Source organism: Nonomuraea wenchangensis, assembly GCF_900111685.1.
Classification (GTDB): Bacteria; Actinomycetota; Actinomycetes; order Streptosporangiales; family Streptosporangiaceae; genus Nonomuraea; species Nonomuraea wenchangensis.
On record NZ_FOHX01000009.1, the window covers coordinates 95,041 to 121,428 of the forward strand.

21 protein-coding genes are annotated in these 26,388 nt (G+C 71.5%); 9 read left to right on the top strand and 12 right to left on the bottom strand.

The window, feature by feature from the left end:
* Positions 1 to 19 precede the first annotated feature (19 nt).
* From BMW85_RS26730 to BMW85_RS26755, 6 genes are all read left to right on the top strand, one after another.
* Complete coding sequence (locus BMW85_RS26730) at positions 20 to 1,153, top strand: PP2C family protein-serine/threonine phosphatase (protein ID WP_091086585.1); 1,134 nt, start codon at positions 20 to 22, stop codon at positions 1,151 to 1,153.
* The gene (locus BMW85_RS26735; protein ID WP_091086587.1) at positions 1,150 to 2,295 is read left to right on the top strand and encodes an ATP-binding protein; all 1,146 of its coding nucleotides are present in this window, start codon (positions 1,150 to 1,152) and stop codon (positions 2,293 to 2,295) included. The genes BMW85_RS26730 and BMW85_RS26735 overlap by 4 nt, the downstream gene beginning before the upstream one ends.
* 6 nt (positions 2,296 to 2,301) lie before the next feature.
* Positions 2,302 to 2,742: a response regulator gene (locus tag BMW85_RS26740; protein ID WP_091086590.1), complete on the top strand. Its 441-nt coding sequence runs from the start codon at positions 2,302 to 2,304 to the stop codon at positions 2,740 to 2,742.
* A 204-nt stretch (positions 2,743 to 2,946) separates the two neighbouring features.
* On the top strand, positions 2,947 to 3,732 hold the full coding sequence (locus tag BMW85_RS26745; protein WP_091086592.1) for a succinate dehydrogenase subunit SdhC: 786 nt from the start codon (positions 2,947 to 2,949) through the stop codon (positions 3,730 to 3,732).
* Positions 3,733 to 3,744: 12 nt separating this feature from the next.
* Positions 3,745 to 5,637 (top strand): fumarate reductase/succinate dehydrogenase flavoprotein subunit, encoded by a 1,893-nt coding sequence (locus tag BMW85_RS26750; protein ID WP_091086594.1) that lies wholly within the window; start codon positions 3,745 to 3,747, stop codon positions 5,635 to 5,637.
* Positions 5,634 to 6,389, top strand: a complete 756-nt coding sequence (locus BMW85_RS26755; RefSeq protein WP_091086596.1) for a succinate dehydrogenase/fumarate reductase iron-sulfur subunit — start codon at positions 5,634 to 5,636, stop codon at positions 6,387 to 6,389. Before BMW85_RS26750 ends, BMW85_RS26755 begins: the two co-directional genes overlap by 4 nt.
* 53 nt (positions 6,390 to 6,442) lie before the next feature.
* Here the strand turns inward: BMW85_RS26755 and BMW85_RS26760 are convergent, their stop codons facing one another.
* Positions 6,443 to 7,753: a hypothetical protein gene (locus BMW85_RS26760; RefSeq protein WP_091086599.1), complete on the bottom strand. Its 1,311-nt coding sequence runs from the start codon at positions 7,751 to 7,753 to the stop codon at positions 6,443 to 6,445.
* A gap of 1,182 nt (positions 7,754 to 8,935) precedes the next feature.
* Between BMW85_RS26760 and BMW85_RS26770 the strand changes: the two genes are divergently transcribed.
* Positions 8,936 to 9,490, top strand: a complete 555-nt coding sequence (locus BMW85_RS26770) for a hypothetical protein (protein WP_091086604.1) — start codon at positions 8,936 to 8,938, stop codon at positions 9,488 to 9,490.
* A 45-nt stretch (positions 9,491 to 9,535) separates the two neighbouring features.
* On the opposite strand, the gene BMW85_RS26775 is transcribed toward BMW85_RS26770, so the two are convergent.
* The 10 genes from BMW85_RS26775 to ychF all read right to left on the bottom strand — a co-directional run bounded on the left by BMW85_RS26775 (position 9,536) and on the right by ychF (position 23,500).
* Positions 9,536 to 9,931 (bottom strand): (deoxy)nucleoside triphosphate pyrophosphohydrolase, encoded by a 396-nt coding sequence (locus tag BMW85_RS26775; protein WP_091086606.1) that lies wholly within the window; start codon positions 9,929 to 9,931, stop codon positions 9,536 to 9,538.
* A 13-nt stretch (positions 9,932 to 9,944) separates the two neighbouring features.
* Positions 9,945 to 11,039, bottom strand: a complete 1,095-nt coding sequence (locus BMW85_RS26780) for a C40 family peptidase (RefSeq protein WP_091086608.1) — start codon at positions 11,037 to 11,039, stop codon at positions 9,945 to 9,947.
* Positions 11,036 to 11,656 carry a hypothetical protein gene (locus BMW85_RS26785; RefSeq protein WP_091086610.1) on the bottom strand — a complete coding sequence of 207 codons (621 nt, stop codon included), beginning with the start codon at positions 11,654 to 11,656 and terminating at the stop codon, positions 11,036 to 11,038. The genes BMW85_RS26780 and BMW85_RS26785 overlap by 4 nt, the downstream gene beginning before the upstream one ends.
* A gap of 12 nt (positions 11,657 to 11,668) precedes the next feature.
* Complete coding sequence (locus tag BMW85_RS26790; RefSeq protein ID WP_091086613.1) at positions 11,669 to 14,056, bottom strand: type IV secretion system protein; 2,388 nt, start codon at positions 14,054 to 14,056, stop codon at positions 11,669 to 11,671.
* Positions 14,053 to 16,530, bottom strand: a complete 2,478-nt coding sequence (locus BMW85_RS26795) for an ATP-binding protein (protein WP_091086615.1) — start codon at positions 16,528 to 16,530, stop codon at positions 14,053 to 14,055. The genes BMW85_RS26790 and BMW85_RS26795 overlap by 4 nt, the downstream gene beginning before the upstream one ends.
* A gap of 47 nt (positions 16,531 to 16,577) precedes the next feature.
* Complete coding sequence (locus tag BMW85_RS26800) at positions 16,578 to 20,132, bottom strand: TcpE family conjugal transfer membrane protein (RefSeq protein WP_143082415.1); 3,555 nt, start codon at positions 20,130 to 20,132, stop codon at positions 16,578 to 16,580.
* A gap of 56 nt (positions 20,133 to 20,188) precedes the next feature.
* Positions 20,189 to 20,452: a hypothetical protein gene (locus BMW85_RS26805; protein ID WP_020545080.1), complete on the bottom strand. Its 264-nt coding sequence runs from the start codon at positions 20,450 to 20,452 to the stop codon at positions 20,189 to 20,191.
* Positions 20,453 to 20,518: 66 nt separating this feature from the next.
* On the bottom strand, positions 20,519 to 21,238 hold the full coding sequence (locus BMW85_RS26810) for a conjugal transfer protein (protein WP_245775086.1): 720 nt from the start codon (positions 21,236 to 21,238) through the stop codon (positions 20,519 to 20,521).
* A gap of 631 nt (positions 21,239 to 21,869) precedes the next feature.
* A complete protein-coding gene (locus BMW85_RS26815) occupies positions 21,870 to 22,262 on the bottom strand; it encodes a hypothetical protein (protein WP_091086623.1) in 393 nt (130 codons plus the stop codon).
* A 161-nt stretch (positions 22,263 to 22,423) separates the two neighbouring features.
* Positions 22,424 to 23,500, bottom strand: coding sequence for a redox-regulated ATPase YchF (ychF, locus tag BMW85_RS26820; RefSeq protein ID WP_091086625.1), 1,077 nt, complete (start codon positions 23,498 to 23,500; stop codon positions 22,424 to 22,426).
* 91 nt (positions 23,501 to 23,591) lie between these two features.
* Between ychF and BMW85_RS26825 the strand changes: the two genes are divergently transcribed.
* Complete coding sequence (locus tag BMW85_RS26825; protein ID WP_091086628.1) at positions 23,592 to 24,845, top strand: DNA recombination protein RmuC; 1,254 nt, start codon at positions 23,592 to 23,594, stop codon at positions 24,843 to 24,845.
* A 20-nt stretch (positions 24,846 to 24,865) separates the two neighbouring features.
* Positions 24,866 to 25,375, top strand: coding sequence for a DUF6542 domain-containing protein (locus tag BMW85_RS26830; RefSeq protein WP_091087093.1), 510 nt, complete (start codon positions 24,866 to 24,868; stop codon positions 25,373 to 25,375).
* Positions 25,376 to 25,405: 30 nt separating this feature from the next.
* Here the strand turns inward: BMW85_RS26830 and BMW85_RS26835 are convergent, their stop codons facing one another.
* On the bottom strand, positions 25,406 to 26,374 hold the full coding sequence (locus BMW85_RS26835; protein ID WP_091086630.1) for a 4-hydroxy-3-methylbut-2-enyl diphosphate reductase: 969 nt from the start codon (positions 26,372 to 26,374) through the stop codon (positions 25,406 to 25,408).
* Between the last annotated feature and the right edge of the window lie 14 nt (positions 26,375 to 26,388).

Below are 26,388 nucleotides of genomic sequence, written 5' to 3' on the forward strand. Positions count from 1 at the left end.
CGCGCGGTGAGGCGGAAGGTTGACGGCACATCTCAGCGAGACGCTGACGCTGCTCCTCGTGGAGGACGACGACGGCGACGCCTTCCTCGTCGAGGAGCTGCTCCAGGAGGCCGCGGCGCCGCCGCGGATCTTCCGTGCGCGCAGTCTTCAGGAGGCGCGGGCGAAGCTGACACCCGGGATCCAGTGCGTGCTGGTCGACCTGTCGCTCCCCGACGCCACCCGGCTGGAGGCGCTTGAGGAGGTCCTGGCCATGGCGCCGCACGCCGCCGTGCTGGTCCTCACGGGGCTGCGCGACGCGCACGTCGGCGTCGCCGCCGTCTCGGCGGGCGCCCAGGACTACCTGGTCAAGCAGGACATAGACGCGCCCCTGCTGACCCGCGCCATCCGCTACGCGATGGAGCGCAAACGCGCCGACCAGACCCAGCTCAGGCTGGTGCAGACGGAGCTGATCGCCAAGGAGAACGCCCGCACGCAGCGCGGCCTGCTGCCGAGCCCCCTGATCGCGTCCGACGCGATCGAGCACCTGACGCGCTATCTGCCGGGCAGCGGCGGCACGCTGGCGGGCGACTTCCTCGACGCGGTGCAGACGCCGGACGGCGCGTTCCACGTGGTGGTGGGCGACGTGTGCGGGCACGGCCCCGACGAGGCGGCGCTGGGCGTGGCCCTGCGCATCGCCTGGCGCACGCTGGTGCTGGCCGGGCAGACCGGCGACACGCTGCTGCGCACGCTCGACACGCTGCTGCGGGCCGAGCGCAAGGCGCCGGAGATCTTCACCACGCTGTGCACCGCGACGATCGCCCCCGACCTGCGCAGCGCGCGGATGCGGGTGGTCGGGCACCCGCCGCCGGTGCTGGTGCGCGACGGCACGGTCGAGGCGCTGGAGGGCGGGCCGTCCGGGCCGCCGCTCGGTATCTTCCCCGACGCCGAGTGGTCGGTGCTCGACGTGCCGCTGGGCGACAAGTGGTCGATCATGTTCTACACGGACGGCCTGATCGAGGCGGCCGTGGGCGACCGCGACGAGCTGCTGGGGGTGGACGGCCTGGTCGGCCTCGTACGCGAGCACGGCGCGGTCGACCTCGACCGGCTGATCCGGCACGCGGGCACGCTGAGCGACGACCTCGCCGTCGTCGTCGTGAGCAGGAGAGCCACATGATCATCAATCCTCTGCCGCCGCCCAGGGAGCCGACCGGGCTCGGCCGGCTGCCGCTCTCCCGCTGGTTCCTGTTCACCGGCGCGGTGGCGGGCACGGCCTTCGCCGCCGGCGTCGGGGCCACCATGGTGCTGATCGCCGACACCCGGGCCCTGTCCGCGAGTCCCGAGGTGGACGCCCAGGTCCAGCGGCTCAACGTGGCGCTGATCGTGCTGTTCGCAGTGCTGCTGGCCTGCGGGGTGGGGCTCGCGTTCATGGTGCGTTATGCCGTGCTGAAGCCGATCCGCCAGCTCACCGAGCAGGTGCGTACGGTGGCGGCCGGCGACTTCGACCACGCCCTGCACGTGGACCGCCCGGCCGAGCTGGCGGAGCTGTCCAGCCATGTCGACGCCATGCGCGGGCGCATCGTCTCGGCCTGGCGGACGGCCAGCGACCAGGCGGAGGAGCTGCGCCGCTCCAACGGCGAGCTGGAGCAGTTCGCGTACGTGGCCAGCCACGACCTCCAGGAGCCGCTGCGCAAGGTCGCGAGCTTCACGCAGATGCTGGAGCAGCGCTACGGCCCGCAGCTCGACGACCGGGCCCGCCAATACATCCACTACGCCGTGGACGGCGCCAAGCGCATGCAGCTCCTGATCAACGACCTGCTGGACTTCTCCCGGGTCGGCCGGGTCACAGGGTCGCGCACCACCGTCGACTCCGGCGCGGCCCTCGACCAGGCGCTGGACAACCTCTCGGCGGCGATCGAGGACACCGGTGCCACGGTGACGAGGGGCGAGCTGCCCGCGATCCACGGCAACCGGGTGCAGCTCACCCAGCTCTTCCAGAACCTCGTCGAGAACGCGGTGAAGTTCCGCTCCGAGGAGCCGCCGCGGGTGCACATCGAGGCCCGGCGGGACGGCGGGATGTGGGAGTTCAGCTGCGCCGACAACGGCATCGGCGTCGAGCCCAAGTACGCCGACCGCATCTTCCTGATCTTCCAGCGCCTGCACGCCCGCGACGTGTACCCGGGCACCGGCATCGGGCTGGCGCTTTGCCGCAAGATCGTCGAGTTCCACGGCGGGCAGCTCTGGCTGGACGCGGCCGGGGAGAGCGGGGGCTCGACGTTCCGATGGACGCTGCCGCCGGCGGGAGGCCCCGATGAGTGAGGCCCGATGAGTGAAGGACGCGCGATCGAGGTGCTGCTGGTCGAGGACGACCAGGGCGACATCCTGCTGACCCGCGAGGCGTTCGACCTCAACAAGGTGCGCAACCGGCTGCACGTGGTCAACGACGGCGAGCAGGCGGTCGCGTTCCTGCGGCGGGAGGGGAGCTACGCGGACGTGCCGTGCCCCGACCTCATCCTGCTCGACCTCAACCTGCCGCGGATGAGCGGGCTGGAGGTGCTGAGCGAGATCAAGGCGGACCCGGTGCTGGCCACGATCCCGGTGGTGGTCCTGACCACGTCGGAGGCGGAGGAGGACATCCTGCACAGCTACCGGTTGCACGCCAACGCGTACGTCACCAAGCCTGTCGATTTTGACCAGTTCATCCGGGTTGTGCGCCAGATAGACGATTTTTTCGTAACTGTGGTTAAGTTGCCGGCTCACGGGTAGCGGCCCTGACGGGCTACGTGACAGGAATCACAGCCGGTCATCGAAAAAGTGAGTGACCCCGCTCACAAATCGAGATGCGACCGTCGTAACGTATCCCCCACCAATGCGCGCCTGGAGCGGCGAGCACCGCCGGCACGCGCGCCCAGTGAAACGAACCACGGACCCCCCAGCGCGACGGGTCCGCGGGAGGTGGAGAGGTCCGCGATGACCCAGACGACGCCCGAAGCACCGGTCAGAAGGCAGCGTGCGCAAGTCAAGGTGCGCACCCTGCGCACCGACAGATGGTGGCTGGCCCCACTGCTCACATTTCTCGGGCTCAGCTCGTTTCTTGTCTACGGTGTATGGGCGATCATCGACAACAGCTATTTCGTCGATCCGTACATCGCACCGTTCGCCTCACCCTGCCTGTCGTCCTCCTGTGTCGAGGGCGCGCGGCTGTTCGGGTGGGCGCCGATCGGTGACTGGTACACCCTGCCGCCCGGCCTGCTCATCCTCGGGCTGCCCGGCGGGTTCCGGCTCACCTGCTACTACTACCGCAAGTCGTACTACCGCTCGTTCTGGTTGTCGCCTCCCGCGTGCGCGGTGCAGGAGCCGCACGGCAAGTACACCGGTGAGCGCCGCTTCCCGCTGATCCTGCAGAACATCCACCGCTACTTCTTCTACGCGGCCATCCTGATCGGCCTCGTCCTGGCCTACGACGCCGTGCTGGCGCTCGTCCACAAGCCTCTCGGCCTCGGCACCTGGATCCTGGTCATCAACGCGGTCCTCATCAACACCTACACGCTGTCGTGCCACTCGTGCCGGCACATCACCGCGGGCAGGCTCAACCACTTCTCCCGTCATCCGCTGCGCTACCGGGCCTGGACGTTCGTCTCCAAGCTCAACGCCAAGCACCAGCAGCTCGCATGGGCCTCGATGTTCTCGGTCATGATCGCGGACTTCTACGTCCGCATGGTCGCCAAGGGCATCATCGCCTTCCCGTTCGCCTAAAAGGATCAACCAGTGGAAATCGAACGTCACGAATACGACGTCGTCGTCATCGGCGCGGGCGGAGCGGGCCTGCGCGCCGCGATCGAGGCCCGGCAGCAGGGCAAGAGGACGGCGATCGTCTGCAAGTCGCTGTTCGGCAAGGCGCACACCGTCATGGCCGAGGGCGGCGCCGCCGCCGCGATGGGCAACGTCAACCCGGACGACAACTGGATGGTGCACTTCCGCGACACCATGCGCGGCGGCAAGTTCCTCAACAACTGGCGCATGGCCGAACTGCACGCCAAGGAGGCTCCGGACCGGGTCTGGGAGCTGGAGGCCTGGGGCGCGCTGTTCGACCGCACCAAGGACGGCAAGATCAGCCAGCGGAACTTCGGCGGTCACGAGTACCCGCGGCTCGCACACGTGGGCGACCGTACCGGCCTGGAGCTGATCCGCACCCTCCAGCAGCGCGTGGTGGCGCTGCAGCAGGAGGACTACGAGAACCACGGCGACTACGAGGCCTACATCAAGGTCTTCGCCGAGTGCACGGTCACCCGGCTGCTCAAGGACGGCGAGCGCATCTCCGGCGCGTTCGGCTACTGGCGCGAGACCGGCAACCTCGTCCTCTTCGACACCCCGGCCGTGGTCCTCGCCACCGGCGGCATCGGCAAGTCGTACGTCGTCACCTCCAACTCCTGGGAGTACACCGGCGACGGGCACGCCCTGGCCCTGCTGGCCGGCGCGAAGCTCATCAACATGGAGTTCATCCAGTTCCACCCCACGGGGATGGTCTGGCCGCCGTCCGTGCGCGGCATCCTCGTCACCGAATCCGTCCGTGGCGACGGCGGCGTGCTGCGCAACTCCGAGGGCAAGCGCTTCATGTTCGACTACATCCCCGACGTCTTCAAGGACAAGTACGCGACCTCCGAGGAGGAGGGCGACCGCTGGTACACCGACCAGGCCAACAACCGGCGCCCGCCCGAGCTGCTGCCCCGTGACGAGGTGGCCCGCGCGATCAACGCCGAGGTCAAGGCCGGTCGCGGGTCACCGCAGGGCGGCGTGTTCCTCGACGTGTCCACCCGGCTGCCCGCCGAGGAGATCAAGAAGCGGCTGCCGTCGATGCACCACCAGTTCAAGGAGCTGGCCGACGTCGACATCACCGCCGAGCCCATGCAGGTGGGCCCGACCTGCCACTACGTCATGGGCGGCGTCGAGGTGGACGCCGACACCGGCGCGGCCGACGTCCCCGGGCTGTTCGCGGCCGGCGAGGTGTCCGGCGGCATGCACGGCTCCAACCGGCTGGGCGGCAACTCGCTGTCCGACCTGCTGGTGTTCGGGCGGCGGGCGGGCGCGGGCGCGGCGGCGTACGTGGACGGGCTTCCCGCCCGGCCCAAGGTCAGCCCGGAGGCCGTCGAGTCGGCCCGCGAGGAGGCGCTCGCCCCTCTGGGCCGCAGCGGCGAGAACCCGTACGAGGTGCACCACGAGCTGCAGCGGACGATGAACGAGCTGGTCGGCATCATCCGCAAGGCCGACGAGGTCGCCGAGGCGCTGCAGACCGTGGAGAAGCTCAAGGAGCGCGTACGCCTGGTCGGGGCGGGCGGGACCCGCATCTACAACCCCGGCTGGCACCTCGCGCTCGACCTGCGCAACATGGTGCTCGTGTCGGAGTGCGTGGCGCGGGCCGCGCTGCTGCGCGAGGAGAGCCGCGGCGGGCACACCCGCGACGACTTCCCCGGCATGAGCCCGGAGTGGCGGCGCAAGCTGCTCGTCTGCTCCAGCGAGGACGGTTCCTCGGTGCAGGTGGTCGAGAAGGAACAGCCCCCCATGCGGGACGACCTGATCACCCTGTTCGACCGGGACGAGCTGAAGAAGTACCTCACCGACGAAGAGATGGCCGAGTTCGACGGGATAGCGAAGAAGTCATGAGCTACAAGGCAAAGTTCAAGGTCTGGCGCGGTGAGGGCGGCGAAGGCAAACTCGAGGACTTCACCGTGGAGGTCAACGAGGGCGAGGTCGTCCTCGACATCATCCACCGCCTCCAGGCGACGCAGGCGCCCGACCTCGCCGTACGGTGGAACTGCAAGGCCGGCAAGTGCGGCTCGTGCAGCATGGAGATCAACGGCAAGCCGCGGCTGGGCTGCATGACCCGGATGTCCACCTTCTCGGAGGACGAGACCATCACGGTCACGCCGATGCGGACGTTCCCGGTCATCAAGGACCTCGTCACCGACGTGTCCTATAACTACCAGAAGGCCAGGGAGGTCCCCTCCTTCACGCCGCCCGCCGACGTACGGCCGGGCGAATACCGGATGAAGCAGGTCGACGTCGAGCGGTCCCAGGAGTTCCGCAAGTGCATCGAGTGCTTCATGTGCAACAACGTCTGCCACGTCATCCGTGACCACGAGGAGAACAAGGCCAACTTCTCCGGGCCGCGTTTCCTCATGCGGATCGCCGAGCTGGACATGCACCCGTACGACGTGGCCGACCGGCAGGAGGCGGCGCAGTCCGAGCACGGGCTCGGCTACTGCAACATCACCAAGTGCTGCACCGAGGTCTGCCCCGAGCACATCAAGATCACCGACAACGCGCTCATCCCGATGAAGGAGCGCGTGGTGGACCGGAAGTACGACCCGCTGGTGTGGCTGGGCGACAAGATCTTCCGTCGCGCCAAGTCGTGACCCGCGCATGAAGAAGGGGGCCGGTTTCCGCACCGGCCCCCTTCTTCATGCGTTCAGTCCTTGGCGTGGCGGCCGAAGCGCTTGCGCGTCTCCTCCGGCAGCTCCCTGGTCGGCTCCGGCTGGACCATCGTCGTCTCCCCGTCGGCGGGCACGTACGGTTGGGCCGGCTGGAACAGCGACCCGGCGGGCGCCTGCTGCCACGGCTCGGAGTCGCCGGACTCGGCCGCCGCGGCCGGGCCGAGCGGGTGCTCGTGGCCGTCGTCCACCGGGGCGCCCCCGCCCGGCGGGATGTCCGCCGGCGGAGCGGGCGGGACCAGCGGCTCGAACGGGTCGCGGTAGTCCTTCGCCGCCCCGGCCTCCTCGACCTCCTGGGTCTCCTGGACGGGCTCGTGGCTGTAGTCGTCCGGGTGCAGCACCACGGGCGGCGGCTCGGACGGAGCCACGGGCGGCTCCTGCTCGTAGCCCTGCGGCGGGTAGGGGTGCCCGGGATCCTGGTACACCGGGGCGTACTGCACCGGGCCGCTCGAATACGTCTGCACCGGCACGAAACTGATGATCGGCGCGTACGCCGTACCGCCCGGATAACCGGGAGCGGTGAAGCCCGCGGTCGCGTACCCGGGGCCGGCCGGATAGCCGGGGCCACCCGGCGGAGGCGGGTAGCCAGGGCCGCCCGGCGGGGGCGGATAGCCGGCCGCGCCGGTCGGCGGGCCCGCCTTGCGCACGGCGGCCGCGTGGGCCATCCGCCGCAGCCGCCCCTCGAAGATCAGCACCGCGAACAGCGCGAGCAGCACCAGCACCAGCGCCGGGATGCTGAGCTTCTGCGTCAGCGTCTTCTCATCGAACTCCGGCGCGGCGGCCCGCAGCTCCAGCGGCACCTCCTCCGAGGAGGCGACCTGCGTCTCGCTCGGCGCGGTCGTCGGCGTGTCCTGGGCGACGGACGGGATCGCGACCGGGGACTCCTCCGTCGCGGTGGTCGCGGTGGGCATCACCGGCGGCTCTTCGGCCTGAGTGGTGGTCGGGGGCGCGACGGCCTGGGTGGGCAGCTCCGGCGCCTGCGTGGTCGCGGGCGCCGTCGTGGGCTTCTTGGTGGGGGCGGTGGTCTTCTTCGTCGGGGACGCCGTCACCGTCTTGGTGATCGTCGTCTCCGGCACGTCGGTCGGCTCCGGCGTGCCTAACGTGGTGGTCACCGTGACCGTGGTCTGGGGGTCGTTCTGGCACGTGGTGTCGCCCGCGTCGCAGGGCTCGACCGGGTCGAACGCCACGGAGGCGCTGGCGCTCTGCACGATGAACGGCGTCGCGCCGACCCCGGCGAGGCCGAGCGCCAAGACGATGGCGGAGACGGCTGTCGCTCGCGTGCGTGCCACCAGTGCCCTCCGCGTAGTCCCGGAACCATGGTCAAGGGAATACTAGTCGGGTCAAAGTAACAGTAAAGCCCGTTTTACCGCAGTATCTTGCGCTTGCTACGCCTTTGTACCGTGACAATTCCCCAGAGCCCTGCTAGGAGAGTAGCAACAGCTGTCACGGCGAGCACGTGTCCGAAGCTTCCCTTCAACGGATTGACCACAGCGGCCACCGGCTGTGGCCGGTCATGCGCCATTCGTACCTCGATGGGCAGAGGCGCCGCGAGCCCACCGCCGCCCGCCGGCGGCACGAACGGGCCGTCCCCGGGAAGCTCCCCGGCCACGCCCGGCGGAACGTCCAACATCGCGTCGCCCCCTGCCACCTCCGGCAACCGCAGACCAGAAAGCGTCTGCCCAGACCCCTGCGGCACCTGCCCACCCTGAACCTGCTGCGCCCCTCCAAGCCCGCCTACACCCTGAGCTCCGGGCACCTGCACGGGCGGCACGGCCTGCACGGGAATCGCGGCCTGCGCTCTCGGGGCAGCCTCCACGGAAGGCACGGCCGGCGCTCCTGGTGCCGTCTGCGCGGACTGAACGGCCCGCCCTCTTGCCCCTGTGCGCCTCTGTGGCGCGGTCCGAATTTGCGGCACGGCCCCAGCGGGCGGGACAGCCTGCGCGGATGGGACACCCTGCGCCGGCGGGACAGCCTGCGCCGGTGGGACAGCCTGCGCAGGCGGGATACCCAGCGCCAGCGAGCCGGCCTGCGCCTGTGGGAGGGCGCGGGATTCCGTGCTGACTTGCTGCCCGTGCCCCACTTGCCTGGCCTGCCTGACGCGCCCGTTCCGCGTCGCCTGCCTGGTGTGCCTGGTCTGCGCCGTCTGCCGCCCCACCACGGGCCGAACCGGCTGCTCAGCCCCCGAGCTGACCGTTTGCTCTCCGCCCGGCAGCAGCGACTGCTCACCGCTCGGCCGGCCCGGCACGGCATTGCCCGTGGCGAGCTCGGCGTTCGGTTGTGCGGGCTGGTCGGGGCCGAGCGACGGGCAGCGGTCCGCCGGCGCGCATCGGGAAGTGGCGGCGGCGACCGCCACCTGGTCCGAACCGGCCGGGACCAACAGGCTCCGGCGACCCTCGTCAGCCACTCCCGGCGCCGCACCCTCGGCCGCCGGCGCTCCAACCCCCGACCCATCAGCGTTCACGACAGGCGTGATGACCGTCTTCTCCAGCATCTCAGCGGCGGAGCCGGCCGCCTCAGGACGCACCTTGGCGACGGCGGCCACCACCACCTCCCCGACCCCTTCCGGAGCCGTCACCGTCACGTCCACCGAACGCGCCTCCGTCGCGTTCCCGAGCCGGCACACCCGCGCCGCGGGCACCACCGCCGCGTCATCCCGTTCGCTGACCCCCGCCAAGGTGAGCGCGCGGTCGGCGAGCCACCCCGCCCCCGGAGCCGGAGCCGGAGCGAGCGCGTCACTTTCCGTGATCGGCAGACTCCCGCAGCTGACCGACAGCGCCGCGACGGGACTGGCCGCCACGGCTACCCGCCCACCGCCCAAGGACATCCCGTTGACGCGGACCCGGAACCGCTGCGTGTCCCCCGTACGGATCCACTTGCCCACGCCGTCCTGGACCGCGTCCACCCGTTCCAGCACCAGCGACACCCCGCTCGCCGCCACCGGCACGGCGGGCGCGGCGGCCAGGATCACCACCCCGGCCAGCATCCAGCCACGACGCATCGCCCAACTCCCCCGCTGTGACACATGACCCGTAATCACGCCTAGTAACCATTGTGTCACAGAGAGAGAGGGCTCAATCAGCCGGGAGCATGCTCTCCACGGTCTTCATGACGGGCAGGTCCGCCCCGAGCCATTCGACGTCGTAGTACTCGTCCCGCGCCAGCCAGCGCAGCGCCAGGTGCTCCCTCGGCTCGGGCGTGCCGGAGGCGAGGGTGGCCAGCCAGACCCGCATCACGTACCCAGGGGAGAGCGGCCAGTCACCGCCGACGCGCTCACCGACCGTGATCTCCACGCCGAGCTCCTCACGGCACTCACGGACCAGCGCCTCCTCCTCGCCCTCGCCGGGGTCCACCTTCCCGCCGGGGAACTCCCACCCGCCGGCGAGCGTCGGCGGCTCGGCCCGCTGGGCGGCCAGCACCCGGCCGGCCGGGTCGACGATCACGGCGGCCACGACCACGATCACGCTCATGCGTTGAGGTACCTCACAGGGCAGGATTCTGCAGCTTCTGGAGCTGGTCGAGGACGGCGGGGTTCTGCAGCGGACGGGTGAAGCCGATGCGGTTGCCGCGGGCGGAGTAGCTGGTCACCTTGATGGGGCCGCACAGCGTGCACCGGGCCTCCAGCATCTTGCCCTTCGAGACGACGAGTCCGACGTGCCCCGGGTTGTTCGCCGAGGTGCCCGGCCCGGCGTTGAAGAACACCAGGTCACCGGGCTGCTCCTGGCCCTCTAACACGCGGACGCCGAACGGCCACTGCCCGAAGGTCGTACGCGGGATCTGCAGCCCCGCCGACCGGTACGCCGCGTAGATCACCCCCGAGCAGTCGAAGGCGTCCGGCCCCGTGCCGCCCCACAGGTAGGGCTTGCCGCGCTGCGCCAGCGCGTACGCCAGGATCTTGGCGACCACGGTGGTCGGCGCGGCCTCGATCAGCGGCTCGTCGCACTCCTCCTCCGCCTGCGGCGGCACCTTCACGTCGCCGGACTTGGCGTATTTCCTGGCGATCTCCTCGACCTGGTCCACGTACCACCAGGCGCGGTTGTAGACGAACAGCGCCTGCCGCACGTTCTCCGGCGCGCCGTTGCGCTTGAGCATGCGCGCCGCGCCGAGGATCGCGTCGGCCGGGTTGTAGACGTCGCCGATGCCGTCGCCGTCGCCGTCGGAGGCGTACCCGGTGAACGGCGTCTCCACCGGCACCCTGGCCTTGCCGCCCCAGGTGGAGATGAGGAACTGCATGGGCCCGGCCGCGCCGGCCGAGTTGGTGCCGCTGCGGACGCCGGGCAGCGTGGAGCGGCCGTGGTCGGTCTCACGCTTGCCCACGGCGGCCAGGATGTTCCACTGGACACCGATCTTCTTGCCGTACTCCTTGTAGAGCTTCAGGTAGTCGTCGGGGATGTCCGAGGTGGCGGTGTCGGAGACCTCCTCGACCTGGGCGTCGTCGGTGCAGTCGATCGAGGTGCGGCCGTCGCTGATGAACGAGGGCAGCGACATCAGCAGCATCGGCGAGACGATGACCGCCACCAGCAGGAGCGCCCCGGCCAGCCCGAGCAGGAGGACGAGGCGCGTGCGCGAGACGTTCACCCGGTGTCACCGTCCTGGCCCTCGTCGGCGGGCATGATGTCGAAGACCCACCAGTCGCTGCCGGACTCGCTCACGGTCACCGCGTACTCCTCGGTGAGCAGCTTGTCGCCGCTCTTCGCCGTGACCTGGCGGTTGCCGGTCACGACGAAGACGATCGAGCCCTTGCCGACCTGCCTGATCTCCTTCAGCTTGGCCGTCGCCCGGGAGACGAGCTCGTCGGCGCGGTTCTGCTCGACGGCGCCCGCCGACGTCACCGTGCGGGTCAGCAGGGCGCCGAGCTCGGGCGTCGTGTACGCCTTCAGCCGGGCGGCGTAGGCCGCCGCGTCCTCGTCGTAGCGGAAGGTGCCGTACACGGCGGTGAAGCGCTCGGCGAGGTCCGCCGCCGCGGCGAGCTGCTCCTTCTTCATCGGCAGGTAGTCGTAGACGTCGAACGGCGCGTTGCTCGCGGTCGCCAGCGGCGTCGGGGTGACGATCGCCACCCGCGTGGGCGGTGCGGCCTGCGGCTGCTGCTCGGGCGGGTCACCCCAGTCCGCCCACATGAGGTAGATGCCGACCGCGGCGATGATCACGACGATGACGGCGAAGGCGGCACCCCGCCTGTCACCTGGCTGCGCCATGTTCCGTCCTTGTTAGTCCTTGTCGGAGCTGTTCGGCTTGAGCCAGAACGGCACGGACGTCTCCTCGGAACCGCCGTTGCGGCCGCTGCCGCGCAGCCACAGAGGCGGGGCCTCGGACGCGCGCGAGGCCGGCTCGTCGGAGCCGCCGAAGATCCGCGAGCCGCCGGAGGGGCGGGCGGGGCCGCCGGAGCCGCGTGAGCCGCCGCTCGGCCGGGCTCCGTTGCGCGAGCCGCCGCCGAACAGGCTGCCGCCCCCGCCGTTCGAGCCGCCGCCCGACCCGCGCGATCCGCCTGACCCGCCTGATCCGCCCGATCCGCCTGACCCGCCGAAGAGGCCGCCGCCGGAGCCGCGCGACCGGGCGCCGCCGGAGCCGGAGCCGCCGGAGCCACCGAACCTGGAGCTGCGGGCGGAGCCGTTGCGTACGCCTGACGAGCCGCCGCGCGAGGCCCAGCCCCCGCCCGACCCGCCGCCGAACCAGCCGCCACCGCCGGAGCCACCCGAGCTGCCGGAGCCGCCCGAAGAGCCGCCTGAGCCGCCCGAGGGCGCCCCGGAGGCCGCTCTGGGCGGGCCGCTCGCGCCGCCCACCCGGGGCCCGCCCGCGCCGCTCACGCGCGGCCCCGCGGCGGCGCCGCCGGAGCGGGCCGCGCCGCCCAGGTTGAGCGGCGGCGCGGTGCCGCGGCGCGGCTCCAGCGGCGCCCGCGCGCCCGCCTTGCCGCCCTGGGCGTCGGTGTCGAGCGGCGCGGCCGTGGCCGGGATGCGGGTGCCCGCCGCGGCGGCGTCGCCCTCCTCAGCCCGTACGCGCGCCTGCCCCGCCGTCGAGGCCACCGCTGCCGCGCCCGCGCCCGCGCCGCTCGCCGCGGCGGCCGCGCGGATGGCGGGCTCGGCCTTGCGCAGCCCCCATCGGCCGATGCGGGCCGAGGCGACCGGCGGCAGCACGGCCGCCGACCGCTCCAGCACCGACGAGCTGGCGGCCTCGCCGAGCATCCGGGTGGCGACCGTGTGACCGTTGAGCGAGGCGAACAGATGCTGGAACGGACGCCGGTAGAAGAACACCGCGATCGTCAGCAGGGCCATGAACAGCACCTGCATGCCCCAAGGCATGGTCGTGGAGATGATCAGCGCGTAGCCGTACACGAGCACGCCGAGCACCAGTGTCAGCACCGCCTGCCGGAGCAGCGTGCCGACGAGCATCTCCACCCAGCGCATGGCGATGATCCGGCCGCTGCCCGGATGCACGCCGATGAGCAGGAACACCGGCCCCATGATCAGCAGCAGCAGGAAGCCCACCTTGAGCACCAGCAGCGAGACCGCCACCAGGAAGATGAGCAGGCCCGCCACGATGGCGGCGATGAACGCGCCGACCGCCACGCCGAGCCGGTTGGACCAGTCGCGGCCGGAGAAGACCGTGTAGCGGGGGTCGTTCCTGAGCTTGTCGGCCAGCGAGGCGTACTCCTGCTGGCGCGCCCCCACGTCGGGGGCCGCCTGCCCGGCCACGGCGGGCGGGATCGACTGCATCTCCAGGACCTTGCGGCCCCAGTCGCGCACGATCGGCTGCTGCGGGTCGGCGGTGCCGAACAGGCCCACCAGCCACGGCTTGCAGACCAGCGTGGACCACAGCGCGTCGGCGTTCTGCTCGACGCCGGGCGTGCCGACCTGGCCGTAGCCGCCGGGCTTGAGCTCGGCGCTCGTCTGGCCGGGCGGCGGCAGGCAGGACGCGCCGCCCGCGCCGGGCAGACCGGAGAAGGCGGAGTTGACGACCTCGCCGGTCTTGTCGGTGACGACCTTGCCGAGGCCGGTGAAGTCGCCGGGACGGCTGAAGAACCAGGTCGCGACGGTGACCGCGAGCACCATCCAGATGACGCCCTCGGCGGTCGTGGTGGCGCGCTTGCGGATCAGGCCGTACCAGGCGAGCCAGATCGCGCCGAGGATCACGATCGGCCGAAGGAACGGCCAGTACATGGCGTTGGCCAGGTTGGTGACGATGTCGTCGACGACGTCCTTGATGGCCTGGAGCGGTCCCTCGGTGGCCGCCGCCTGGTAAGTGGTGATCGTCAGCCGGTCGATGGCCTTGGCCGCGGTGAAGATGCCGTTGGCCCACATGTTGCCGAGCACCGCGACGTAGTCGCCGCAGCCCAGCTCGTGCGTGTGCCAGAACTGGCCGCTCATGCCGAACTGGCCGTAGTTGGTGACCGGGGCGCCCGCCTGGGCGCCGGCCGGCGTCGGGGCCTGGATGAGCCCGTCGGTGCCGCCGCCCACCACCTCGGGGGTGAGCGGCCCGGAAAGGTCGCACGGTGCCGCCGCGGCCGGCGCGGACAGCCCGCCCACGACCAGCGGCACCACGAGGATGCCGGTGACCAGCGCCAGCGCCAGCGCCAGTCGTCGGGATAGCCGGATCTTCATGACCGTACCTCCTGCGGCCTGCCCACGCCCCCTTGAAGATCATCATGCCCGTCGCGATCGGGTTTGTCGTGTGTCGGGTTCGTGTCGAGCCAGCGAAGAAGCTCGTCGGAAACCAGGTCTACTCCGATACGGCCGGCCCTGCCATCCAGATCGCGGAAAATGCATTCGCCGTTGCCGAGCGAGCGCAGCACGGCCTTGTGCTCCTCCGACGCCTCCACCCCCAGGAGGGACATCACGTGGGTCACCTCCACCCGTTCGGTGGACCGGAACGCGAACACGGACGACAGGCAGTTGGTCACCTGCTCGTTCAGCAGGTCCCCCGCGTTCTGCGAGACCAGCACGAGCGCGGTGTTGCGGGAGCGGCCCATCCGGCTGACCTCGGGCACCAGCTTGGCGCCCTCGGGCGTGGAGGTGATCGCCCACGCCTCGTCCAGGAAGATCGCCTTGGGGGCGCGCCGGTCGAGGCCGTTCATCAGCCTGCGCGCGAACTGCGACACCAGGTAGAGCAGGGCCACCGACAGCCGCTGCTCGTACGAGTAGTCCTCCCTGGTCGTGGCCACGTCGGGGAGGGTCAGGCCGCCCAGCGTGAAGACGGTCGTCCACCCCTCGGTGTCGATCTGGTCGCCGCCCGAGGGGTCGAAGCAGAGCCGGGCCAGGTGCATCTCCGACATCGAGCGCAGCACCGCGCCCAGGTTCTTCGACGCCGGGTCGTCGGCCTGCTCCAGGTGGTCGACGACCTTGCCGAGCGACGGGTCGGGCTGGTTGGAGATCGCGGCGACCGCCTGGATCATCGCCGACTCGCGCTCCTCCGACATGCGCGGCAGCAGCAGCCGCAGCGTCTCGGTGGCCATCGTCTTCTTCGCCGCGATGTCGTCCCCGAACGAGAACGGGTCCAGCAGGCCCGGCGCCGCCGAGCCCAGCGGGATGACCCGGGCCTTGCGCCCGCGCTTGTCCAGCAGCCGCACCAGCGACTCGGCGTCGCCCTTGGGGTCGATCACCGCGACAGTGACCCCGCGCAGCGCCATCTGGTAGATCATCAGCAGCGCGAGCGTGGTCTTGCCGCCGCCCGGCTCGCCGGTGATCGCGATGGCCGTCGGCCGGTTGCGGGTGGCCGCCACCAGCGGGTCGAAGTGCACGATGCTGCGGGCCCTGCCGACGGTCTCCCCGATGTACGGGCCCAGCCAGCCCTCGCTGCCCTCCCCCAGCCGGTCGCCGAGATCGACGGTGGCCGTGGCCATGCCGCCCGCGATCGTGCGCAGCGGCTGGCGCTGGGCGTAGGCGTTGACGCGTACCTTCTCGCCCGGCAGCGACTCGCAGAACAGCGAGAACTGGTCGCCGGTCGAGTTGACCACGTCGATGCCCATGTCCCGGTAGTGCTCGACCACCGCCTCCACCCGCTGCACGCAGATGTCCTCGGTCGGGGCCGAGACGATCAGCCGGTGCCAGCCGTACACGAAGGGCAGGCGCTCCTTGGTGATGCCGTGCTCCAGCATGCGGGCCGCGTCGATCTGCTCGGCCAGCGCCAGCGGGGCCTCCGCGCCCGCCTCACGGATGTGGTGGTCCATGTCGCGGGCGTGCGCCAGCTTGCGCGCCACGTCCTTCGACGCCTTCACCGGCGGGATCAGCCGCATCCTGGAGGAGATCTCCACCGGGAACGGGAGCTGGTCGGCGAAGTGCATCCACGGCTCGCCGTCGGGGAACGGCATCAGGTCGGGGAAGCGGGCGAACGACAGGTTGGCCACGTACGAGTCGCCCTGCGGCTGCACGATCCGCAGCAGGCTCCTGCCGTTGTGGATCTCGCCCTCGACCAGCGTCTCGATCTCGCCCCGCCCCCACCGCCTGCGCGGGCTCGCCGACGGCGGCGCGTCGCCAGACGCGCCCGCCGCCGCGTGCTGGAACAGCCACGCCACCTCGACGGAGGTGGCGTGGCGGGCGTAGAGGGCGCTCGACGCGAGCGCCCGGCCGAGGCGCTCCGCCTGCTCGGTCCAGCGGCCGATCTCGCTGTCGGGAACGTGGTCGTCCGTCATGCCGAGCGACTTCTCGGTCTTCTGGTAGAAGCCGAGGAGCTGGGCGAGCACGCCGCTGCCGAGCTGCTTGCCGCGCGGGCCCAGGCGTACGCCGAGATAGACCTCCTTCGTCCAGAAGTCCTTCGCCCAGACGTGGCGGTACATCTCCTCCAGGTAGTCGCGCCAGCCCGGACCCTCGTCCGAGGTGGCGTTGAGCGCCATCGCCCACTCGGCCGCCGGGTAGGTGCGGTGCGCCACCCGCAGATGGACCTCGGCGTCGGGCATCCGGATCGCGGCCAGCGCGATCGTGATGTTGGTGGCCAGCGCCTCCCGTTCCTCGGGAGTGACGAACTCGTAGCTGACCGTCGGAAGGCGGAAATACGCCCATGCGCAGGTGTCTGTGAGCAGGATGCGGTCGTCGAAGTAGCGGACCGCGAGGCGCTGGTGCGCTCGGGACGCCCTGCTCATGCCGCCCCCTCGGCGCATGAACGGGCCAGACCTGCTCGCTTGTTCACTTAACGCTCACCGATTCTCGTGCCCGGGGGGTCACTCGCCAACTCCTCATCGCTCGGTCGTACGCTCTGCGCCGACTGCGCTGTCCGCGCCGTCTGGGCCGACTGGGCGGCGAAGCCCGCGACCACCACGCCCGCGAGGGCGAGGTAGGCCCGTCGCCCGGCCGCGCGCAACTGCCCGGGATCGACGACCTCCGCCCCGCCCGGGGCGAGGTCGTCCTCCCAGGGGACCCTGACGATGGCCCGGCACCTGCCCCTGGCCACCGACTCAGCCTGCTCGACGTCGGCCATGGAACGCCTGCTCACGCCGTTCACGACCATCACCGCACGCCTGCGCAGCTCCGCGCAGCCGTGCCCGTCGAGCCACTCGTACGTCATCGCCACCGCCTCCGACGCCTCCTCGCTCGCCGGGACCACCAGGACGAGCTGGTCGGCGTACGGCAGGAGGCGGGCCGCCAGCGCGGCGGCCGGGTCGATGACGGCCAGCTTGTAGTGGCGGTCGAGCAGCCTCATGGACTCGCCCAGGCGGTGGTCGGAGAAGAGCGACCGGTCCGCCAGGCGCTGCTCGGCGCCCGCGTCGGTGTCGGCGCTGATCACCTCAAGGCCGGAGGCCGTCCTCGTGGTGTAGCCGCGCATCGTCAGATAGCCGCTGACCCGGTCGAGGCCGGACAGCAGCGAGGTGAGCGTCTCGGGGGTCTCGGGTTCGATCCTGCTGGTCAGGGTGTCGCCGCCGGTGTTGGCGTCCACGGCGACGACCCTGTCGTCACGGTATTGGGCGAAGGTGTGGCCCAGCATGAGGGCCGTGGTGCTCTGGCCCGCGCCGCCGGTGCAGCCGAGGACCAGGATCCTGCGGCTGCCGCCGAACACCGCCCTCGCGCGGGCCTCGTCGATCTCGGAGCCGTCGGTGCGTACCGAGGAGCCGCCGACCACGACCTGCGCGATCCGCCGCCACCCTCCGGAGTCCCGGCCGACCACGGACTCCACCCGCCGCACCCGGCCCTCCCCGGGCCGCGGCCCCGGCACGGGCGCCACCAGATCACCCGACCGCCCGTCCGCCGGCGCGCCCGGGCGCCCCCTGAGCGGCGCGACCGGCCGCTCGGGCCCGCGGTGCGCCGCGGGGGCGGCGGGCAGCTCGGGCCCGCGGTGCGCCGCGGGGGCGGCGGGCAGCTCGGGCCCGCGGTGCGCCGCCGGGGCGAGGGGCAGTTCGGGAGCACGGTGCGCCGCAGGGGCAGCGGGCAGTTCGGGAGCGCGGTGCGCCGCGGGGGCGATGGGCCGCTCGGGGGCACGGTGCGCCGGGGCGGGCACGTCCGGCGCCACGGGCGCCAACCGCGGCCACCCACCACCGCGCCGCCCCCGCTCCCCGCCCTCCTCGGCGTCCCCGCCGCCACCGGTGTCCGCGCTACGCCCGGCCTCGGCATCCTCCGCACTCCGGGAGGCCCCCGTGCCCTGGGCGGCTTCCGTGCCCTGGGCGGCCTCCGTGTTCCGAACGGCCTCGGCACCAGCGGCGGCTGCGGCCGCATCAGGCTCGCTGCGCCCAGGCTCGTGAACCTCAGTGCTGCGGACGGCCTCCGTGCTCCGGGCGGCCTCAGCGCTCCGGGGGGCCTCGGCGCCAGTGGCGGCTGCCGTGGGATCAGGCTCGCTGCGCTCAGGCTCGTGAGCCTCAGCGCTCGGGGCGGCCTCGGTGCTGCCGGCGTCCTCGGCGTCCTCAGTGCCTTCGGTGCTGCCGGTGTTCCCGGAGGCCGTCGGCCGCTCGGATTCGCCGCTCACAGCATCGCCGCTCACAACCGGGCCACTCACAGCATCGCCGCCGCTCACGGCGGCGTCGCCGCTTGCAGTGAGGCTGCTGCTGTGCTCTGGGGCGTCGGCGGCGGGCGGGCTTGCTGCCGGGGCATCCGCCGGGGCACCGCTCGCCACCACCTCACCAGCCGCCGCGCCGTGACCGTCCTCGGCACCAGTGGCCGTGACCCCGCCGGGGGCGTCCCCGCCGCTGCTCGCCTGAGCACCAGTGGCCGCGTCCCGGGCCTGCTGCTCGGGGCGTGGGGCCGGAGGGCGGGGCAGGGGCTTCGCGTTGGGGTCGAGCGGCGGCCAGGCCCGGTGCGGGCCCGGGAGCACCAGGGCCGGCCCCAGTCTCGGTGGCTGGCCCTTCCGGTGCTGGTCGCGGGCGACCTCGTCCTCGTGCCGCTCGCTGTCGACCCGCTCACCCGCATCCGTACGGGCATCCGCGCGGGCGGCGGCGTCCGACGGGGCGTCGGCGCTCGCCGCGAGCCTTCGCAGCCGCCGCAGCGCCTCGGTGTCGATCGGCTTGGCGGCGCCGGCGGCGGACTTACGGCTCTGGCCCGAGCGGATGGGCACGACCGTCCCGCCACGGACGTCCTGTCCCTCCGCCGCACCATGATCACGGGCTTCGCCGCTCTCGGCATCGGCGGCGGTCTCACCAGGAACCTGCGCCCGGGTCTGCGTCTCGTCACGCTCCCGGGCGGAGGCCGTGCCTGGCTCCCGGCCCCGGGCGTCTCCGCGCTCGGCGGCCGTCGACTCGCCCTGCTCAGGGGCCGATGCCTCAGCCCGGCCCTGTTCGTGCGTCTGCGGTGCGATCAGCTGCTCGGGAGCGGCCGGCTCCTGGCCGGCTCCGTGCGTGGCCTCCCGCAGGGTGGCCTCGCGGAGGGCCGCCTCGCGCAGCGCGGCCTCGCGAAGGGCGGTCTGCTGGCTGGCGGCCTCCTGGACCGCGTCCTCCCGGCCGAACATCCGCCGCTTGCCGCCCTTGCGGCGCGCGCCGTCCTCCTGCCGGGCCTGCCCACGTACGGCCTCCGCGCCGTCCTCCTGCCGCGCCCGCCCACGTACGGCCTCCGCGCCGTCCTCCTGCCGGACCCGTTCGCGGACGGGCTCGGTGGGCCGGTCCGCGCCGCTCGGGTCGGCGCCAGGGGGGAGGGCCAGGGGGCGGTCGCGTCCGGTGCCGGCGGGAAGCGCCTCAGGGGCGCCCTGCCGCATCCGCCCGCGCAGGGCGGGAGCCGTGCCGCGGCGGGAGCCCCAGCCCGTACGCCCGGTCGTCGGCTCGGCGACCGGGGCCTGCCCGGCCGCGGCGGCAGCGGCGGCGACCGCCGGCCGGACCTGCCGCGGACCCGCCGCCCGCTGCGCCTCGGCCCGCCGCTGCGCCTGCCGCGCCTTGGCGGGACGCCGGGCCTTGACCCGGACCGGGGCGGTGCGCCACACGCGGGCGGAGAAGGTGACGGTCTCCGGCTCGGCCCCGGGCGCGAGGCGGTACCAGGCCTTCGGCTCGCCCAGGTAGCGCATCTGGGACTCCAGCAGCTCGGTGAGCCGCTTGCCCTCGATGACGGGACGGGTCGACAACCACGTCACGATGCCCGGCGGCACCAGGAACAGCACGTGCCACGGCATCGCCACCGGCACGCCCACCAGGATCAGCAGGAGGGACCACGGGACGAACACCCCGACGAAGACGCCGATCCAGACGATGGGGAGCGGCATCGGCAGGCGTAGGTCGTAGAGCTTGTAGAGCCGCTTCTCGATGCGCCAGATGTTCGTGTACGTGGGCAGGTCCACCCGGTCCTCCTCCCTCACCCGCTCGTGTATGACCGCCGCCGGACGGTCTCAACCCTTTACTTGATGCCCAGTGCGCCGGCGATCGCCTTTGCCGTCACCTCGATGATGTTGGGAACGTAGAAGATCACCCCGATGGCCACCGCCAAGATCAGGAACTGGACGAACCGGGTGATCTCACGGGTGAAGAGGAAGAAGAGCGCGACCACCGACACCACCACCAGGAACAACGGGGCGAAGAACGCCCGTAGGAAGTCGGCGAGCCCTCCGGTGTCGATGCCGGTCGACGTGGGCGCCGGCGTCAGCTGCAGCAAGGAGAGCACTATGGTCTTCAAGGTCACTTCTCGTCCTCCCGGGGGGTACCGTTCTGCGGCGCGACGGACGGGCCTTTAGTCAACGACCCGCCCGGCGCCGCGGATGTCGGCGACGAACCATTTGTCGCCCTGCTTCTCGACGGTGAGCCGGTAGGCCTGCTCCAGACGCGCGCCGACCGCGGCGGGGTCGGTGGCGTTGGGGGTGGGCGGGGCGTCGCCGTTCGGCACGACCCACACGACCACCGCCTGAATCTCTCTTGTGGCACCCCCCACAGGCACCACGACCTTCTTGAGCTCGGCGAAGGTGAACGTGCCGCCGAAGCTGGGCAGGCTCTTGCCGGCGGCGACGTAGCGCTGCAGCCCGGCGGCCTCGCCGGACGCGTAGTCCTTGAAGAAGCCCTCCAGCTGCGGCTTCAGCTCGGCGGCCGCCGCGTCGTCGGTCTCCGGGGGCGCGATCTGGGGCAGCTCGGCGGGCGCGGGCGCGGGCAGGATCGCCGGCCGCCCGGACACCACGAAGCGCCTGCCGCCCTCGTCGCCTGAGTAGTAGACCGGCACCGACAGCATCATGCGCCGCGGGCCGGACTGGAAGGCCACGCTGACCACGGCGTTCTGGTCGTCGCCGACCTCGACGTCGTACGCCTGGATCGCGACGGCGGACAGCTTGCCGAAACCGTCCCAGCCCATCTGCGGGTCGGAGGCGTCGGGCAGGAACGCGGCGAGCTTGCGCGACCTGCTGTCCGCGTCGTCGGGACTGAAATTGAGATAGACACCGGCGAACTGGGCAGCGAAGGCCATCCCCCGCTGCGTGGGGAAACCCGTCTCGGCCGCCGGGGCACCCACATTGGACGTTGGGCCCTCTTGCTGGGTAAATCGCTCAAATGGTGCACGAATCCCATTCACCACGATAACCACAATAAGCGCCCAGAGAATGATGCGGCCCACCCAGACGAGCCACCGCCCGCCGCCGCCGGACCAGCCACCGCGCCGCGGCCTGCGGGGCGGCGGCACGTCGTAGTCGGCTGGGTCAAGGGTCGCGGAAAGGCCGTGCCCGTCAGCGATCCGAGGATCGTGCTGGACGGTAGACCTACGAGCCATCACGCCTCCGCTCGCGCCGATCCCCCCGGCTGGCGCGGTGTCGTCCGTTGCCGATCCCCATCATCCGCGGTGAAGTAGTCACCCTATCCGGTCTCCGCCATTCTTCCAGGAAAGCCACGCCCATGCTGCAGGCACGACCGCCCTCACGGCAAACCGGGGCCTTGGGACAGGCCCCAGTACCGATTCCTGTCAGTTCCCGGTAGAAACGGCTTTTGACCAGGACAAACGCCTAAAATCGCCTAGCGCGACGGCCACGGATTCCTGTCCAGAACAGGCATGTACCTCTCACGACCTGCGCATTCGGTATGGGTCACCGGATTCCGGAGCCGCGTCAGGCGGGCTCGGGATCCTGCATCGAACGCCCCCTGCGCCGGCTCTGGAGATCGACGACGCCGGTGCGGCTCTGGGCGTCGGCGGCCCCGCCCTGGACGGCGCTCTGGACGGCGCTCTGGACGGTGGTGACCCTGCTCTGGAGGTCGACGACCGTCGGGCGGACCGACCGCTCCAGCGAGCCGCGCAGGTCGGCCAGCATCTCCGCGGCGTCGCGGTCGCGCATGCGGCTGACCATCTCGTTGCGCTCGTCCACCTTCCTGCGCAGGTAGGCCTCCCTGTTGACGCGCAGGCCGTACATGAGCTCGACCCTGATCAGGGCCAGCTCCTCCTCCAGGCTGATCCCCGCGAGCGTCGGAGCGGGGCGTCGTTTCCGGATGATGCGACGGATCATGAGGGGCCTCCCGAGTCAGCGTGAACGCCGTGACGATTCGACGCGCGGGGGCCCAAAGTGGTTGACACTTAAACACGTTCGGCACGTCACCATGACAGTGTCGGCAACACAGCGTAGCGAAGCGTCACGCCTGGCCACCGGAGACGCGCGGGCGCGGGGCGTCAGACGTTGAAGCGGAACTCCACCACGTCGCCGTCGCGCATCACGTAGTCCTTGCCCTCGATGCGCGCCTTGCCCGCCGAGCGGGCGTTGGCGATCGAGCCGGCCTCGACCAGGTCGTCGAACGAGACCACCTCGGCCTTGATGAAGCCCCGCTGGAAGTCGGTGTGGATCACGCCGGCCGCCTCGGGGGCCGTGGCGCCCTTGCGGATGGTCCAGGCCCTGGTCTCCTTGGGGCCCGCCGTGAGGTAGGTCTGCAGGCCGAGCGTCTCGAAGCCGACCCGGGCGAGCTGGCGCAGGCCCGACTCCTCCTGGCCGACCGACTGCAGCAGCTCCAGCGCCTCCTCCTCGTCGAGCTCGACCAGCTCGGACTCGATCTTGGCGTCGAGGAAGACGGCCTCGGCGGGGGCGACCAGCGTCGAGAGCTGCTCCCTGAGCGCGGTGTCGGTGAGCTCGTCGGCGTCGAGGTTGAACACGTAGAGGAACGGCTTGGCCGTCAGCAGGTGGAGCTCGCGCAGCTCCTCGCGGTCGAGGCCGCTCTCGAAGATGGTCTTGCCGGTCTCCAGGACGGCCAGCGCGGCCTCCGCGGCCTCCAGCGCGGCCTTCTTGTCCTTGTTGTTGCGCGCCTCCTTCTGCAGGCGCGGCACGGCCTTCTCGACCGTCTGCAGGTCGGCCATGATCAGCTCGGTGTTGATCGTCTCGATGTCCCGCTTGGGGGAGATCTCCCCGTCGACGTGGGTGACGTCGGGGTCGCCGAAGACCCGGATCACCTGGCAGATCGCGTCGGTGTCGCGGATGTTGGCGAGGAACTGGTTGCCCCGCCCCTGTCCCTCCGAGGCCCCCTTGACCAGGCCCGCGATGTCGACGAACTCGACCTTGGCGGGCAGGATGCGCGCCGAGCCGAAGATCCCGGCCAGCACGGGCAGGCGGTCGTCCGGCACGCCCACGATGCCCACGTTGGGCTCGATGGTGGCGAACGGGTAGTTGGCCGCGAGCGCGTTGCCGGTCTTGGTCAGCGCGTTGAACAGCGTGGACTTGCCGACGTTGGGCAGGCCGACGATGCCGATGGAGAGACTCACGGACAGCGAGTTTACTTGCCGCCGCACCCGGGCGGTTCGCCCGTAGCGTGTCGGGCGGAACCGGGCGCGCAGTCCTGCGATCATCGGTCGGGTGGACGTCGTCGCGCTTGTCATCGGTCTGGCCGTCGGGCTGCTCGTCGGCTTCCTCGTCGCGAGGACCCGCGCGGCGGTGCGGGTCGCCGAGGCCGACGCCCGCGCCAAGGCGTCCGCCGACAAGCTGGTCTACGTCGAGGAGCAGCTCACCGAGCGGTTCCAGGCGCTGTCCACCCGCGCGCTCGACGTCAACAACCTCCGCTTCCTGGAGCTCGCAGAGACCAGGCTCGCGGCCACCAGGGCCGAGGCCGCCGGCGACCTGGATCAGCGCAGGCAGGCCGTCGAGCACCTGGTCGAGCCGCTCAAGGACGCCCTGGCGCGGGTCGAGACGCAGCTCCGTGACACCGAGTCGGGCCAGCGCGCGGCGCGGGCCGAGCTGGCCAAGCAGATGGAGTTCGTCCGCGAGAGCAGCGAGCAGCTCCGCTCCCAGACCACCGCCCTGGTGCGCGCGCTGCAACGGCCGGAGGCCCGGGGCCGCTGGGGCGAGCTCCAGCTCCGCCGGGTCGCCGAGATCGCCGGCATGCAGCGCCACTGCGACTTCGACGAGCAGGTCGCCGAGGGCCCCATGCGGCCCGACATGGTCGTACGCCTGGCCGGCGGCAAGAACATCGTGGTCGACTCCAAGGTCTCGCTGGCGGCCTATCTGGAGGCCGCGGAGGCGTCCGACGAGTCGCTCGCCACGGTCCGGCTCGACGCCCACGCCCGGCACGTGCGCGAGCACATCGACCGGCTGGCCGCCAAGTCCTACTGGCAGGCGTTCAACCCGTCGCCGGAGTTCGTGGTGCTGTTCATCCCCGGCGAGGCGTTCCTCGCCCCCGCGCTCGAACGCGACCCCGGCCTGCTGGAGTACGCCATGGCCCGCCGGGTGCACATCGCCACGCCGACCACGCTGATCACGATGCTGCGCACCGCGCACTACGCCTGGCAGCAGGCCGCGCTGAGCGAGAACGCGCGGGCGGTGTTCGAGCTGGGCAAGGAGCTGTACGAGCGGCTGTCGTCCCTCGGCAGGAACGTCGACTCGCTGGGGCGGGCGCTGAGCCGGGCGGTGGAGGCGTACAACAAGTCGGTCGGATCGCTCGAAAGCCGCGTGCTGGTCACCGCACGCAAACTCAACGAGCTGGGCGTCGTGGACGGAGACCTGGACCCCCCGGAGATGCTCGACGGCCTGCCGAGGCCCCTCGCATCCCCCGAACTGCTGGAAACCCCGTCACTGTTCTCCCACTCCAACGGTAAGTTGGCCAACGGGACGTAGTGAACGGGGGTGGACCGGTGGTGGAGAAGGGCAGAAAGCCCGCCGTCAGGCTGACCGCTCGGGGCGCCATCGCGCTCGCCCTGGTCGCCACCCTGGCCGGCTACGTGCTGGCGGCGCTGCTCGGCGTCCAGCAGGTCGTGGGCGCGGCCTTCCTGGTGTCGAGCCTGCTGGGCGTGCTGCTGGTCAACCGGCGCGAGCTGCTGTCGCTGGTGGTGGCGCCCCCGCTGGTGTTCTTCTGCGCGACGCTCTTCGTCGAGCTCGGGCGGGCGCTCGGCTCGGTGTCGATCGTGCAGTCGCTGGCGCTCGGCCTCTACACGTCGCTGACCCGCGGCGCGCCGTGGCTGTTCGCCGGCTCGGCCGTCGTGCTCGGCGTGGCGCTCCGGCGCGGCCTGTGGGACAACGTACGCGACCTGCGCGCGGAGCTGAAGGCGGACGCGGAGACGCCGCGCCCGCGGCAGCCGACGTTCGTGCCCGAGCCCGAGGGCTACTTCGAGCCCAAGGTCTACGGGACGCCGCGCGGCGAGGACTGACCGCTCCCCCGCCGCTCCGGCGACCCGGCCTCAGGGGCGTGCGCGAAGGTCCTTGCGCAGCTCGTGGGGCAGGGCGAAACGCATGCTCTCCTGCACCGGCTCGACCTCGCTGACGTCGCCGAAGCCGTGCTTGGCCAGCCGCGCCAGCACCTCCTCGACCAGCTCCTCGGGCACGGACGCGCCGCTCGTGACGCCGACCGTGGTGACGCCCTCCAGCCACTCGTCCTGGATGAAGTCGGCGTTGTCGACGAGGTAGGAGGCGTCGGCGCCGTAGTCCTTCGCCACCTCGACCAGGCGCTTGGAGTTGGAGGAGTTCTCGGAGCCGACCACGATGACGAGCTGCGACTCGGCGGCGATCTCCTTGACCGCGATCTGGCGGTTCTGGGTGGCGTAGCAGATGTCGTCGCTCGGCGGGTCGAGCAGGTTGGGGAAGCGCTGCTTGAGCCGGGTCACGGTCTCGGTGGTCTCGTCGACCGAGAGCGTGGTCTGCGACAGCCACACCAGCCGGCTCGGGTCCTTCACCTCGACCTGGTCGACCGCGTCGAGGCCGTCGACGAGCTGGATGTGCCGCGGCGCCTCGCCGGAGGTGCCCTCGACCTCCTCGTGGCCCTCGTGCCCGATCAGCAGGATCTCGTAGTCCTGGCCGGCGAACCGCTTGGCCTCGTTGTGCACCTTGGTGACCAGCGGGCAGGTGGCGTCGATGGTGCGCAGGCGGCGCTCCTTGGCCTCCTCGTGCACCGCGGGCGACACGCCGTGGGCCGAGAACACCACGATCGAGTCCTCGGGCACCTCCTCGGTCTCCTCGACGAAGATGGCGCCCCTGGCCTCAAGGGTTTTGACCACGTGCGTGTTGTGAACGATCTGCTTGCGGACGTAGATCGGGGCGCCGTACTGCTCCAGCGCCTTCTCGACCGCGACCACGGCTCGATCGACTCCGGCGCAGTAGCCCCGTGGCTTGGCTACGAGGACTCGGCGGGAAGAGGGGGTCTGGGGCTCCATACTTCTTATGCTAC

Coding starts and splice junctions, on each gene's coding strand:
- BMW85_RS26785 (WP_091086610.1), bottom strand. CDS start 11,656: ATGGCGCAGCCAGGTGACAGGCGGGGTGCCGCCTTCGCCGTCATCGTC.
- BMW85_RS26755 (WP_091086596.1), top strand. CDS start 5,634: ATGAGCTACAAGGCAAAGTTCAAGGTCTGGCGCGGTGAGGGCGGCGAA.
- BMW85_RS26735 (WP_091086587.1), top strand. CDS start 1,150: ATGATCATCAATCCTCTGCCGCCGCCCAGGGAGCCGACCGGGCTCGGC.
- BMW85_RS26815 (WP_091086623.1), bottom strand. CDS start 22,262: ATGATCCGTCGCATCATCCGGAAACGACGCCCCGCTCCGACGCTCGCG.
- BMW85_RS26775 (WP_091086606.1), bottom strand. CDS start 9,931: ATGAGCGTGATCGTGGTCGTGGCCGCCGTGATCGTCGACCCGGCCGGC.
- BMW85_RS26790 (WP_091086613.1), bottom strand. CDS start 14,056: ATGAAGATCCGGCTATCCCGACGACTGGCGCTGGCGCTGGCGCTGGTC.
- BMW85_RS26835 (WP_091086630.1), bottom strand. CDS start 26,374: ATGGAGCCCCAGACCCCCTCTTCCCGCCGAGTCCTCGTAGCCAAGCCA.
- BMW85_RS26745 (WP_091086592.1), top strand. CDS start 2,947: ATGACCCAGACGACGCCCGAAGCACCGGTCAGAAGGCAGCGTGCGCAA.
- BMW85_RS26795 (WP_091086615.1), bottom strand. CDS start 16,530: ATGAGCAGGGCGTCCCGAGCGCACCAGCGCCTCGCGGTCCGCTACTTC.
- BMW85_RS26740 (WP_091086590.1), top strand. CDS start 2,302: ATGAGTGAAGGACGCGCGATCGAGGTGCTGCTGGTCGAGGACGACCAG.
- BMW85_RS26810 (WP_245775086.1), bottom strand. CDS start 21,238: ATGGCCTTCGCTGCCCAGTTCGCCGGTGTCTATCTCAATTTCAGTCCC.
- BMW85_RS26770 (WP_091086604.1), top strand. CDS start 8,936: ATGACCGTCTTCTCCAGCATCTCAGCGGCGGAGCCGGCCGCCTCAGGA.